We start from the raw sequence: 13,200 nt of genomic DNA, 5'->3' as shown, positions 1-13,200 counted from the left end.
ATGGTGGAATACTTCTCCACCATCCGCTGGGACGGGGCAGTGGATCTCTCGTGGTATAATGGGACGGATACCGAGTTCACCATCACCACCGCCCGGCAGCTGGCGGGTGTGGCAGAGCTGGTGAACAGCAATGCCGCCGACTTCGCCGGCAAGACCATCCGCCTGGGGGCGGACATCTCCCTGCTGCGGTATGTGGAGCCCGGCAAGCCCTGGTGAGCCTTCCCAGCCCACCCCGCCGGAGAAACCCACTACGCCCGATACCCCGCCACCGGCGACAGCAGCAATGTGACCGCCCTGTGGGTTGTGTTGGCTGCGGCTGGCGTGGGCATCATCGTGCTGGTGGTGCTGCTTGTCACTAAGCGCAAGAATAAGAAGGACTAAGCTTCATCGGGAGAAAGCCCTGCGGCCCGTGTGGGCTGCAGGGCTTTCCTGCCCCCGTCTGTGCCGAAGGGGAGGAGATTTTGCGCCGCCGGAGCCTTTTTCCTATTGTGCATCTGCCGCCGACATGGTATGATAATGTCAGTAATGAGCAAGGGTAAACACGCCTGACAGCTTGTCCTTCCGGCGATTTTACGCTTCGTCTCGGTGGGCATCGGCCTGCCGGGGCGCCTCTATCCGGTAAAACTGGCGGCTCTGCCGCCTCTAAAGCATAAGGAGAGCGAAAAACTATGAAATTAGGTATTGTCGAAAGCGAGCCTGTTTCTGAAACTCTCCGCAAACGCACAAATGCCGATAAGGTTTGATAGGACAGGCATTTTCGGATGAAGTCAAAACATAAAAGTTCCTATTTCCCTACGCATCCCCACGCAGAAATGGCGTAAAAATGGCGTAGAGGAACCGGCGGTACGCAGTTGCGAAAATCGCCTGCTGCAACATTACTAAGAATATTCAAGTTGCCCTGCGCACCGGCGCAGAGAGATACAAGGCGTTTCACTCCTTTGATCCCCCAAACACAAATGAGCCTTCTCCGTTTGATATAGAAACGGAAAAAGCTCATTTGCATTGTACACGCCTGTCAAGCGGCGCAGAACTTTGGCAGCGCTATGCCTCATCCTCCGCCAGCATACGGTATCCGACGCCAAGCTCATTGATGATGTAGCGCTTTTCACCGGGCGTCACGCCCATTTTCTTACGGATGTTCTTCATATTGACTTGCAGCTTCTTGACGCTGCCATAGTCCGAATACCCCCAGACCGCCCGAATGATGGCGGCATACGTCAGCACCTTTCCGGCGTGAACGGAGAGAAACGCCATGATGTTGTATTCCGTCTGGGTCAGGTCGATCTCCTCTTTGCCAACAAAGACCTGCCGCGTATCATAGTCGATCAGCAGGTCCTGAAGTTGGAATTTTCCGCCGGGGGAACTTTCCTTCTCTTCGCTGTGCCGATGGCTGCGGAGAACGGCACGGATGCGAGCCAGCAATTCCTCCGTGCCAAAGGGCTTGGTGATATAATCATTCGCCCCCAGATCCAACGCCTCCACCTTGTCCCTCTCGTTGGAACGGGCGGAGAGCACAATGATGGGTACAGTGTCCGTCTTTCGCACCTCTTGAATCAGACTCATACCATCTCTGTCCGGCAGACCGAGATCCAGAACGATGAGGTCCGGATGATGGGAGGCATACATCATCATGCCAAGCTCGCAGGTTTCCGCACAGAGCACCTGATAGTCGCTGGTTTCCAGATTGGCTTTGATAAAGCTTCGGATGTTGGCCTCGTCCTCTACGATCAGAATTTTGTACTTGTTATTGCCCATCGTCCTCACCCCCTCTTTCCAGAGCAAAGCGGAATACCGCACCGCCGCCCTTCCTATTTTCCGCAGTGATCTCGCTGCCGTGCGCCTTGACGATGGCGGCGCACACGGATAGTCCGATCCCCATATTGCTGCGGGTTCCGTCCACCGGTGCGGCGGACTTTTCATAACTTCCGGTGAAAATCTTTTGAAGTGCATCATCCGGGATGCCGCAGCCGTTGTCGGCAACCTCAAATACCGCCTTATCCCCCACAAGAGAAACGGAAAGCGTCAGCTCCGTCATGCCTTTTGCGTGGAATACGGCATTTTCCAGAAGATTCAGCAGTACCTGCTCAATAAGGAGCGAATCCATGGGAATGTCCACAAATTCCTCCGGTATCTGTGTGATGACCTTCTGATTCGGATACTTTTTGGAAAACTTCATGAGAACCGAGTCGATCAGCTCATCCAGAACCGTGGGTGTCTTCACGACTTCCACTTTCGCACCGTCGATTCTTGTAACCGACAGAAGATTTTCAACCATGCGGATGAGCCATTCGCTGTCCTCCTGAATTTCTCCCAACAGCTTGAGCTGCTGCTCCTTTGGCAGCGCATCATACTTGGAGATCAGCGTGGAGGAGGACCCGTATATAGAGGTGAGTGGTGTGCGCAGATCATGGGAAATCGCCCGCAGCAGATTGCCCCGCATTCTCTCTTTTTCATTCTCCGTCCGCAGCTTTTCCTGATCCCGAATGCGGCTGTTCAGCGTACTGGTGAAAACGGCAACTGCCAGCATAATGACGGCAGATAAGATGCTTTCCCCCACGAAAAAGTCGAAGACATAATAGGGATAGGTAAAGGCAAAATTCACCGCAAATACGCTGACAATTGCCGAAGTGATGCCATAGCAATACCCGTGGGTTTTCAGCGAGATCAAAAACACGCCGAACACAAAGATCATGGGTACCAGCGTCTGCATGGTAAAGAGCTTCTGAATCAGCAAATTGACGGCAAAGGCACTGCAAAAAATAAGGATCGAAAATAGAGTGTCCTTTTGTCGCTGTCGATTCTTCATCATGCTTCTCCTGAAATTTATTGCGGTATCATACGCCATGCTTTTCGGTTTCGGGCGAAGCCCGGGAGAAAAACGGCTTAAATCCAGTGGTATAAATAACTGCCAGCAGTTATTATATCGCATAAGCGGAAGCGCTTCAAGATTTCTCACAGGAGGATATTGCGCCGCACTCGTTTCTTTACCGAATCTACACCGGGAAAATGCTATCATATAAGCACACAGCGAAAAGGAGAAAGAAATCCGTGGAAAATGACAGTAGCGACGATAACGGTAACTGCTCTTATATGGTCTGTTCGTATGTGGCATATCTACGCCCTTTGCTGCGGTATCGGGTATAGGTGTGTCTTTTTGCATGAAATGATCGTATGAACAGAACATAAAGGAGTCTGAAATGAATTATTTTGGAAGCATTTTCGCAATGGTGGCCTGCATCGCCATGTCCGCCTATTTCAGCGCCACAGAAACGGCATTCTCGTCTCTGAATAAGACCCGCCTCAAGGTGTTGGCGGACAATGGAAACAAGCGGGCAGCGCTGGCGCTCAAGCTGTCCGAAGATTATGACAAGCTGATCTCCACCATCCTGATCGGCAACAATATCGTCAATATCATGGTGGCGTCTATCGGCACACTTCTGTTCGTCGGACTTTACGGCGACATGGGTGCGACGGTTTCTACGGTCGTCGTAACGATCGTTGTTTTGATTTTCGGTGAGATCACCCCCAAAAGCGTTGCAAAGGACACGCCGGAACGCTTTGCCATGTTCAGTGCGCCCTTTATCCGGCTCTGGATATGGGTGCTGACGCCACTGAACTTCCTGTTCTCCCTGTGGAAAAAGCTGGTTTCCCGTTTCTTCAAGACGGACGACAACACCAAAATGTCCCACGAGGAACTGCTTCTTTTCATGGAGGATATGGCGCAGGACGGCGGCATTGACGAAAACGAGGGCGAGCTGCTGCGCAATGCTCTTGAGTTCCGTGACCTGACGGCGGCAGAAATTTTGACCCATCGAATCGACTTGGAGGCCGTGGACATCGGCGAAAGCCATGAGGAAATTGCCAGAGCCTTTACGCAGTCCCGCTTTTCCCGTCTGCTGGTCTACCGGGATACCATCGATCAGATCGTTGGTGTTCTTCATCAGAAGGACTTCTATATCAGCGGCAAGATGACGGATCAGCCTATTGCGGAGATCATGACGGAGCCGCTGTTTGTCTATCAGCACACGAAGATCCGGGATATTTTGAAAATGCTCCAGCATCAGAAGTCCCATGTCGCCGTAGTCGTAGATGATTTTGGCGGAACGCTTGGTATTGTTACGATGGAGGATATTCTGGAAGAACTGGTCGGTGAAATTTGGGACGAACACGACGAGGTGGAAGAAGATTTTGAAAAGCTGGACGAGAATACCTACCGTGTGGACTGCTCCGTCAGCTTGGAGGATTTTATGGAATTCTTTGGCGTCAAGCTGGAATCGGACAGTGTTTCCGTCGGCGGCTGGGTCATGGAGCAGCTGAATAGAGTCCCCAGTAAGGGCGATTCCTTTACCGCTCAGAATTTGGAGATCACGGTCTCCGATCTAAGTGCGTACAGGGTATCCTTCATCACAGTCAGGCAATGTGGCGTCTGTTTGGCCTGCGAACAATAAAGCGATCGCACGATTCATAAGGGGTGAGGATGATGTCGGAAGAAATGGTTTGCAGAAAGCGCCGCCTTTCGTCTTTTCAAATTATCATATTGGGCTTTGCTGGGGTCATTCTGCTCGGAGCGCTGCTGCTGATGCTGCCGCTTTCCACAACAGCCGGGTGCGTAACGCCATTTCATGAAGCGCTTTTCACTGCAACCTCTGCCGTCTGCGTGACGGGTCTTGTGGTGCAGGATACCGGCAGCTATTGGTCGGTCTTTGGCCAGACGGTGATCCTGACGCTGATTCAGATAGGCGGGCTCGGTGTTGTCACTGTGGCGGCATCGTTTGCGCTGCTGTCCGGGCGAAGGATCTCTCTGATGCAGCGCAGCACCATGCAGGACGCCATCTCAGCGCCAAAGGTCGGAGGGATCGTCCGGCTGACACGGTTCATCCTGCGAGGGACATTTCTGATCGAACTGATCGGTGCGCTCGCCATGCTGCCGGTGTTTTGCCGGGACTACGGATGGCGTGGCGTCTGGATAGCGGTATTCCATTCCATCTCCGCCTTTTGCAACGCAGGGTTTGACATTCTGGGAACGAACCATAACCTGTATCCCTCTCTCACCGGTTATGTCCAAAATCCGGTGATCAATATCACGGTCATGCTGCTGATCATAACCGGCGGCATCGGATTTCTGACGTGGGATGACATCTTTGAAAACAAGTGGCGGTTTCACCGTTATCGAATGCAAAGTAAGGTCATTCTCGTTACGACACTCACGCTGATCGTCCTTCCGGCGCTGTTTTTCTTCTTTGTGGACTTTGATGCCCTTCCCCTCGGAGCGCGGGTTCAGGCAGCCCTGTTCCAATCGGTCACGCCGAGAACGGCGGGCTTCAACACAGTCGATCTACCCGCCATGTCCGGTGCATCGCTGGGCGTGATGATCCTTCTGATGCTCATTGGTGGCTCTCCTGGGTCTACGGCAGGCGGCATGAAAACCACCACGCTGGCAGTTCTGCTTTCCAATGCTGCCGCAACCTTCCGCCAGCGGGACAGCGCCCAATTCTTTGGGCGCAGAGTCGATGGCAGCGCCGTCAAAACCGCCGCAACCGTCCTGACGATGTACCTTGCGCTGTTCTTTGGCGGAGGCGTTTTTATCAGCGTGTATGAAAATCTCCCGCTGTCCTCCTGCCTGTATGAAGCAGCGTCGGCGGTAGGCACGGTTGGACTGACATTGGGTATTACGCCGCAGCTGCATATTCCCTCGCAGGTGGTATTGATCGCGCTGATGTATCTGGGCAGGGTCGGCGGGCTTACACTCATTTATGCAGCGGTGTCCAGCAAAAAAACCGGCAACGCAAAGCTGCCGCAGGAAAGAATCATGATTGGATAAGTAAAGGAGCATCTATCCCATGAAAAATGTTTTATTGATCGGAGCAGGCCGCTTCGGGCGGCATATCGCCATGCAGCTCTCTCAACTGGGGCATCAGGTCATGGCAGTCGATACCAATGAGGAACGGGTCAACGATGTGCTTCCGTTTGTCACCAACGCACAGATCGGCGACAGCACCAATGCGGAGTTTCTGCGTTCGCTGGGTATCGGAAATTTTGATGTTTGTTTTGTGACCATCAGCGGTAATTTTCAGAACTCGCTGGAAACCACCTCGCTGCTGAAGGAACTGGGTGCCAAATGCGTGGTATCCCGTGCCGAGCGTGATGTGCAGGCAAAGTTTCTGCTTCGCAACGGTGCAGACCATATAGTCTACCCGGAAAAACAGGTGGCAAAATGGGCGGCGATCCGATTCACTGCCGACCATATTTTCGACTACATAGAGATCGACGAGCAGCACGCCATCTTTGAAGTGCAGGTGCCGGAGGCGTGGATCGGGAAAAGCGTTGGTGAGCTGGATATCCGCAGAAAGTTTGGCATCAACATTCTTGGCATCAAACGAGCCGGAAAAACGGATGTTTCCGTTACGCCGGACACTATATTGTCCGATGACATTACGATTTTGGCGTTGGGTGAGTATAAAGCCCTGCAAAAGTGCTTCCGGATTTGACGGGACTCCCCATACCAACGGAAAGGAAATACATGGAGAAAAAACCACAAAACACAGCCAGTGACAGAAACGAGAATCCCGCACCGCAGGGAAGCAAGTGGCAGACGATCATTCGCTATATTGCCCGCACGCTGGTGCTGCTGATCGTATTCGCATGGGCGCTGGTAAACCTTGACGCTGTTTTGCGGTTTCTCGGCAAGGTGCTTGCGCTGTTCACTCCGTTTCTGATCGGCGGCGCGATTGCTTTTTTGATCAACGTAGTCCTTCGACCGTTGGAGTGCTGCTGGAACAAGGTGTGCCGCAAAGCTCCTGCAAAGCTGGTCCGCCCTGTGTGCCTGACAGCAAGCACCGTACTTGTCTTTGGAATTCTGTTTGCCGTGGTGTTTATGATGATCCCCAGCCTGCGGGAATCCGGCGAAGAGTTTGTCCAAAACATTCCGCTCTATGTGGAGGAGATCGGGCGGTGGTGGACAGGCGTTGTCCAGTTTGCCGCAAAATATAAGATTGTCCTGCCCGAATACACCATAGACTCTGACCTGTTGATCGAGAAGCTCACCGCCTTGATCAGCGACGAGGGAAGCGGCATCCTCACCGTGACGTGGGGTGCGGCAACCTCCGTCCTATCCGTTTTGGTGGACGTTCTCTTGGGACTTGTCTTTGCGCTGTATCTGCTTGCAAAGAAGGAAGTCGTCGCAGCACATTTGAAAAAGCTCGTTGTGACAGTCCTTCCGCAAAAGAAGGCGCAGCGGCTGCTGAGTATCGCCTCTCTGACCAACCAGACCTTCACAAATTTTGTCAGCGGTCAGCTTACCGAAGCGGTCATCATCGGCGTTCTGTGCTTCTTTGGAATGCTGATCCTTGGGATCCCGTATGCCGGTGCGGTCTCGGCGTTTGTGGCTGTTACTGCGCTGGTGCCGATTTTCGGCGCATGGCTCGGCGGCGGTCTTGGTGCGTTTTTGATCCTGCTGGCAGAACCCGGCAAGGCTCTGTGGTTCATTCTCTTTTTGCTCGTTTTGCAGCAGGTGGAGGGCAACCTGATTTATCCCAAGGTGGTCGGTAAGTCCGTTGGGCTTCCCGGACTGTTGGTGTTGATGGCTGTTACGATCGGCGGCGAAGCATTCGGCATCTTAGGGATGCTGTTCAGCGTTCCCGTCTGCGCCGTGCTGTACAGTCTTTATCTGGAGTTCATGAAGAAAGCAAGCGCCCGGCACTGAATGATTCATAATCGGATACCTTCTGAGCATCGGGCTGTATGCCAAATGCAAAGGGCTTGGGATACTCCCAAAATCGCCGTGTGTCCGGACAGCGGCTGTGCTTGCCGTTCTCTCAAATCTCAATATTCGCAGATCGTGATGTCCCCGCTTTTTCGAAAGCGGGGACATTTTTTCTTCTCCGATACTTAAAAAACGGCAGAAAATGTCCGCTGTGTAGTAGAGGGCTTTTTGAAAATATTGCGCATCTTTTTCCGGACAAAAGGCAAAAACATGTCCGTGTGTTATTCGGCGATTTCAACATTCATCACAAAATCCCTCTTGACTTTTTTCGGGAATTGCATATACTGACAGTGAGGAAACTCGTGTTTCCGTTTTTCGAGCCGAACCTCTTCCCGTTACTGGAGGGGGGGCGGCTCATTTTTTATACCTTCGTGCGAATAGGAGAGAACCGTTTTCTTCCAATGCAATCACATCAAAACCGAACCCAGTGCTAACCACGCTGCGAACTGCTCTATCATCTACAATGCGTATAAGCTCATCGGTATTGATGGATCCTGTGCACTGTAACACAACCCCTCCAGGAGTTTTTGCAATATGCTTTGTGGCTTTTCGAATCGCCATATCTGCCGCTTTCGCTATGGAAGGAAAATTTTTTGCGCTACCCCCTAATTTGCAAGAATTTTGTCCGTTGTAAAGTGAGAGGCAAACACTCGTGAGGCAAAACCGTGACACCTCGATTCATTCTGCCCGTTGAATAGTGAAAGGACCTTTTGGAGCAAAAGCGCAGACCTCGCTCCTTCGACCTAAAAAATTTTTCGGACAAAACCGGAAAATGTGTCCGTTGGTTAAGCACCACGAAAGGAGACATTTCCATGGACAACATCCTCACCGTCCCCATCCACCACAAAATGACGCTGACCGCCAGAGAAGCAGCGGAGTACAGCAACATCGGCATCAACAAGATCGACAGTATGCTGAGAGCGCCCAACTGCCCCTTCGTTTTGCTCGTCAGGACGAAAAAGCTGGTCAAGCGCCGGGAGTTTGAAGAGTACATCAGCCAAAAGCTGGTGATCTGACGGCAAAAGATAATTTGTAAAAACAGCTTGAGAGAAAAGAACCTATCTGCTATAATTATGTCGTTGCAGTAGGCTCTTTTCTCTATGCGACGAAGTAGGAATCGAAAAATTCTGTATGCACGCTTTACGCCATACCTACGCCACAAGAGCGATTGAATGCGGCGTACAGCCCAAAGTGCTGCAAAAGCTGCTGGGTCACGCAAGTATAAAAACAACGATGGACAGATACGTCCATGTCACATCTGAATCCTTGGATCAGGCTGTACGGCAATTTGAATCAGGCAGGGTTTCTTGGCATATAAGTCCATGCGAAAATGGCGTAAAAATGGCGTAAGCCAAACACGCCGGATTCCGGAAACCCTTGAAAATCAAGACTTTTTAAGGAGAGCGAAAAACTATGAAATTAGGTATCGAGGGCGATTCACCTGATTCTATATCTCAATAGTACTCCATAAATGCCGATAATTCTTGATTTCAGCGTATTTTCTGCACAAATTTCCACTATATAACTTCATGCAATTCCATACTACTCCACGCCGAAATGGTGTAAAAATGGTGTATGGAAAATCGGATTGCAGGCGCGAAAATGACACACTACTACCGCCCTCAAAAATCGAATGAAAGCTCTGATGAAACACACAGCCATCGGCATGACCGTCCAACGGATATGCCGATGGTTGTTTCATTTTCTGCTGCATTTCGGGGCGAATATGGAGAAAAATATCGCCAGTACGTCGCTTGAATTTCCTGCCCATCTTGCCACTCCGCCTTGTGATAACGGCATTTCGTGTGCCAATAAAGGGTGGAATCTTACCTTTGCAGGGCTTTGCTTGAATAGCAAAGCCTTATCTAAAATCATTTGTCGAATTTTGTATTTTGTCAGTTATAACTTATATTTTTGCAATTTCTCCATTGAGTTTCAATCGTAAATGTGATATACTGTGGTCAGCCACGGAAGGAGGGTGAAGTTTTATGATTAAACGCGAACTGTATATGAGCCGTATCCGTCCGTTCATCGGAACGGAGCTGGTCAAGGTCATGACCGGTATCCGCCGCTGCGGAAAGTCGGTCATGTTGGAGCTGATCCAGCAGGAGCTTGCGGAGTCCGGCGTCAGCCCGACGCAGTTTATCTCCATCAATTTTGAAGATATGAGCTATTCCCACCTGCAAACCGCGCAGGCGCTGCACGACGAGATCACCAAACGCGCCAAGGAGATCGGCGGCAAGATCTACCTCTTTTTCGATGAGATTCAGGAGGTCAAGGGCTGGGAGAAGTGCATCAACTCTCTCCGCGTCTCGCTGGATTGCGACATCTATATCACCGGCTCCAATGCAAAGCTGCTGTCCGGTGAGCTTGCGACCTATTTGGGCGGACGGTATGTGGAGTTTGTGATCTATCCGTTCTCCTTCGCAGAGTTCATGGAGCTATATCGCTCAATTGCGCCCGATACCTCCATCCAGCAGTGTTTCCAAAAGTATTTGCTCGCCGGAGGGATGCCCTATCTCGCAAATCTCCGATATGCGGATTCGCCGTCCAAGCAATATCTTCACGATCTGTTCAACTCTGTCCAGCTCAAGGACATCGTGAAGCGGAATAAAATCCGGGATGTAGATTTGCTGGAACGGATCATTGCCTATGTGATCGCCAATGTGGGAACGACCTTCTCGGCGACCTCTCTTGCAAAGTTCCTGAAAAACGAGCAGCGCACCGTCGCCCCGGAAACAATTCTGAACTATATCAAATACTGCTGCGAGGCGTACCTGTTCTATCAGGTGAAGCGGGAGGACTTGCAGGGCAAACAGATCCTTGCCTCCAATGAGAAGTACTATATTGCCGATCACGGCATCCGCGAGGCTGTTTTCGGCGGCAATATGCGGGACATCAATCTCATTTTGGAGAATATCGTGTATCTGGAATTGCTACGCCGGGGTTACGAAGTGACTGTCGGCAGAACGGGAGATAAGGAAATTGATTTTGTATGCGACAAGCGCGGCGAAAAGCTGTATGTTCAGGTGTGCTATCTGCTCGCCTCCGATGAAACGGTTAACCGCGAGTTTGGCGCGTATGATAGCATCCGTGATAACTTCCCAAAGTACGTTGTTTCTCTCGATGAGTTCGATATGAGCCGAAATGGGATCAAACACCGAAATATCCGCGATTTTCTCTTAGCTGAGGAATGGAATTAAGTAAGAAGCCCAGCATCGCGCCGTTTGACGTGATGCTGGACTTCTTAAAACTCAAAATGGCAAATCCAAATGATAGGCATCTTTGACTTTTTGCAATTCCTCCATAATCTTATGGGGACAATTAAAAAGGAGTTCCTGTAGAGAAGGGAATAAAGTATACTCTCGCGGATTTCCATAGCTTGTCCAACTGCTTGCATATACAAGCTCATTTTGAACAAAAAATTCAAGGCAACTTCCATAGTTGTTTGAAAGTGTGGAATCAAGTGTGTTTTTGCTCTCCCACTGCCTTATATTTTCGATTTCTCCTTCTGCCATCCAACGGTCACCAAACGCGCGCATTCTCTCTTCCACGATATAAGCAATAAACAGCCGTATATTAATGTCAAGCGTGTCATCTGACCAGATTTTTTTGAATATGTTGACGGCTAATTCAATATGCTGATCTACGCATTTTTTAAGTGGTGGAAGTATCTGTGCTGCGTTTGCAGAGTATTTGCGAAAAGTGTCGATGCCAAATTCCAGAGTATCGTTATTCAAAGCCCCGTTATCAAAAGATGACAGCAGATCAAACGCGTTATCGACATTTACGCCACGGATTTCGCATTTGTTTAACCAGCTTGAAATAGTAGATTTAGAGACTTTTCGAACATTTTCATGAAGTATGTAGTATAGCACGATTCGTTCATCGTCAGTGGTTATTTCTGCAATAGTATCTGCGATGGAATTATCAGAACCACCCGGGGGCAATTCTCTCGCTTTCAAATATTCTGCATACCTTGTTCTAAGTTTATTATTCTCGTACGTGATAAGACTCGCTTTTGTGTGCGGAGCCGATACCGCTTCGCTCACAGTATCATAAATGTATGAAATATCTGTATCGGAATCCAACCGTCTTAACTTATATTCGTTATTTAGGAATCCGTACATGTTGCCCGAATTAATTTCCGGCAAGGCAACTGGAATTACAGGAACGTCCTCATACCAGAGCACCCCCGCTTCATTCAGGCAATAGGCACTCTGATAGTAATCATGCGAAAGAATCGCAATGCTAACTGCGCTGCTTTTCAGCGCAGATCTGACTTCATCAGAAATGCGTTCATTTATGTCGTTGCCCGGCAGAGAAGAGCAGAAAACCGTTTCCTTAGAAATTCCGGTTCCTGCAAAAAAGTCAACAAGCATATCCGCAATACCTTTATCAGTTGATCGGTGGCTTATGAAAATTGTATTTCTCACCTTTTTCCCTTGTGTTGCATTGATGGGGTTATGCGCGTTATACTCAGCCAATCGTTCACTATATGTTCTTGCAGAATTATTTAGAATGACAAAGTATGGCTCATTATCAGCCCATTTAACATCAATATAGCCGAGTCCTTTTAGCTCTCTTATGATACCGTCAAGTTCTTGCTCTTGTTGCATAGAAAGCCCGTTGTATTGTTCCCGCAATACCTGCGTAGGGTTTTCTGAACAGACCAGCTTTAACAGTAACCCTTCAGAATTAGATGGAAGTTTTCTAAAATCCATAGATTCTCCTCATAATTGTGGTTTGTCCAACACATACATCAACTGACTTGCCAGCATAATCTGCTCCATAGCCTCACGTTTTTCATATTGAAGATTGGCATGAGCCGCAGGATTGCGATAGGCTGCCACGATTCCTTCAAACAGAGATTGGATTCCGCGTCGGTAGTCCCTGCCGCTGGTGGTAGTTGTGTCACAGAATTTGAAAGCGCCGTTCTCGCTCATAAGTGCGCCAATCACATCACCAATCTTCGCGGGAACTGCTGCGCCGGTTTTTAACTCCAAAAACTTTTCACGCAGACGAGATTCTACTTCTTTGACCGCCTTTTCTGCTGCGGTTGAGTAGTGACCATCTACATATAACTCATGGGAGACATTCACAATCCGCGGATGAATTGCAGACCAGAACCGGGCAATGGAAGGTTCTGCTCCGATATGGCAAATAATTACCATCAGCTCACCAAAGGCAACAGGATTCACAAGTGCGGGGCTCATACCGTTTCCTTGAAAAAGAATGTTTGCAATACCAGGCAGCATAGCAGCGTAGAAAGGATACTCCGTTTGTGTTTCTTTTGCTATTACGCCGATCCACTGGTGAATGCGCTGAATTTTCTGAGGCGTATGGAGAAACTGCATATTTAAGGGCGTATTTGTATTGTCTATCCATTTTCGCAGCTCATACAGTTCGTTTTCATACGGCAGTTTCAAAACACGCAC

At 49.8% G+C, this 13,200-nt stretch carries 12 protein-coding genes and 2 pseudogenes; 10 read left to right on the top strand and 4 right to left on the bottom strand.

Annotated features, from left to right (window positions below):
• Together KJS28_RS10720 and KJS28_RS10715 are read left to right on the top strand one after the other, a co-directional pair.
• Entirely contained in the window at positions 1-216 is a 216-nt protein-coding gene (locus tag KJS28_RS10720; RefSeq protein ID WP_213540917.1) for a hypothetical protein, read from the top strand.
• Between the two features lie 57 nt (positions 217-273).
• Positions 274-381, top strand: a pseudogene (locus KJS28_RS10715) (hypothetical protein); the annotation flags it as partial.
• A 660-nt stretch (positions 382-1,041) separates the two neighbouring features.
• Here KJS28_RS10715 and KJS28_RS10710 read toward each other — a convergent pair.
• Both KJS28_RS10710 and KJS28_RS10705 read right to left on the bottom strand, forming a co-directional pair.
• Positions 1,042-1,755, bottom strand: a complete 714-nt coding sequence (locus KJS28_RS10710; RefSeq protein WP_213540914.1) for a response regulator transcription factor — start codon at positions 1,753-1,755, stop codon at positions 1,042-1,044.
• Positions 1,745-2,956, bottom strand: a complete 1,212-nt coding sequence (locus tag KJS28_RS10705) for a sensor histidine kinase (protein ID WP_228298387.1) — start codon at positions 2,954-2,956, stop codon at positions 1,745-1,747. The genes KJS28_RS10710 and KJS28_RS10705 overlap by 11 nt, the downstream gene beginning before the upstream one ends.
• 241 nt (positions 2,957-3,197) lie before the next feature.
• Between KJS28_RS10705 and KJS28_RS10700 the strand changes: the two genes are divergently transcribed.
• The 8 genes and pseudogenes from KJS28_RS10700 to KJS28_RS10665 all read left to right on the top strand — a co-directional run bounded on the left by KJS28_RS10700 (position 3,198) and on the right by KJS28_RS10665 (position 10,965).
• The gene (locus tag KJS28_RS10700; protein WP_213540912.1) at positions 3,198-4,448 is read left to right on the top strand and encodes an HlyC/CorC family transporter; all 1,251 of its coding nucleotides are present in this window, start codon (positions 3,198-3,200) and stop codon (positions 4,446-4,448) included.
• A 32-nt stretch (positions 4,449-4,480) separates the two neighbouring features.
• Positions 4,481-5,821: a TrkH family potassium uptake protein gene (locus tag KJS28_RS10695; protein WP_213540910.1), complete on the top strand. Its 1,341-nt coding sequence runs from the start codon at positions 4,481-4,483 to the stop codon at positions 5,819-5,821.
• 19 nt (positions 5,822-5,840) lie between these two features.
• Complete coding sequence (locus KJS28_RS10690; protein WP_213540908.1) at positions 5,841-6,488, top strand: potassium channel family protein; 648 nt, start codon at positions 5,841-5,843, stop codon at positions 6,486-6,488.
• A 32-nt stretch (positions 6,489-6,520) separates the two neighbouring features.
• Positions 6,521-7,702: an AI-2E family transporter gene (locus KJS28_RS10685; protein WP_213540907.1), complete on the top strand. Its 1,182-nt coding sequence runs from the start codon at positions 6,521-6,523 to the stop codon at positions 7,700-7,702.
• 872 nt (positions 7,703-8,574) lie between these two features.
• Positions 8,575-8,778, top strand: coding sequence for an excisionase (locus KJS28_RS10680; protein WP_213540906.1), 204 nt, complete (start codon positions 8,575-8,577; stop codon positions 8,776-8,778).
• Positions 8,779-8,869: 91 nt separating this feature from the next.
• A pseudogene (locus KJS28_RS10675) lies at positions 8,870-9,112 on the top strand (tyrosine-type recombinase/integrase); the annotation flags it as partial.
• A 225-nt stretch (positions 9,113-9,337) separates the two neighbouring features.
• Positions 9,338-9,520 carry a hypothetical protein gene (locus KJS28_RS10670; RefSeq protein ID WP_213540905.1) on the top strand — a complete coding sequence of 61 codons (183 nt, stop codon included), beginning with the start codon at positions 9,338-9,340 and terminating at the stop codon, positions 9,518-9,520.
• Between the two features lie 230 nt (positions 9,521-9,750).
• Positions 9,751-10,965 carry an ATP-binding protein gene (locus tag KJS28_RS10665; RefSeq protein WP_213540903.1) on the top strand — a complete coding sequence of 405 codons (1,215 nt, stop codon included), beginning with the start codon at positions 9,751-9,753 and terminating at the stop codon, positions 10,963-10,965.
• A 51-nt stretch (positions 10,966-11,016) separates the two neighbouring features.
• Here KJS28_RS10665 and KJS28_RS10660 read toward each other — a convergent pair whose 3' ends face one another.
• Both KJS28_RS10660 and KJS28_RS10655 read right to left on the bottom strand, forming a co-directional pair.
• Entirely contained in the window at positions 11,017-12,486 is a 1,470-nt protein-coding gene (locus tag KJS28_RS10660; RefSeq protein ID WP_213540902.1) for a toll/interleukin-1 receptor domain-containing protein, read from the bottom strand.
• A gap of 9 nt (positions 12,487-12,495) precedes the next feature.
• Positions 12,496-13,200, bottom strand: a complete 705-nt coding sequence (locus tag KJS28_RS10655; RefSeq protein WP_213540900.1) for a TIGR02391 family protein — start codon at positions 13,198-13,200, stop codon at positions 12,496-12,498.

Source organism: Vescimonas coprocola, assembly GCF_018408575.1.
GTDB lineage: Bacteria > Bacillota > Clostridia > Oscillospirales > Oscillospiraceae > Vescimonas > Vescimonas coprocola.
Note: the sequence above shows the minus strand (reverse complement) of the source record. Positions and strands in the feature narration are given on the sequence as shown.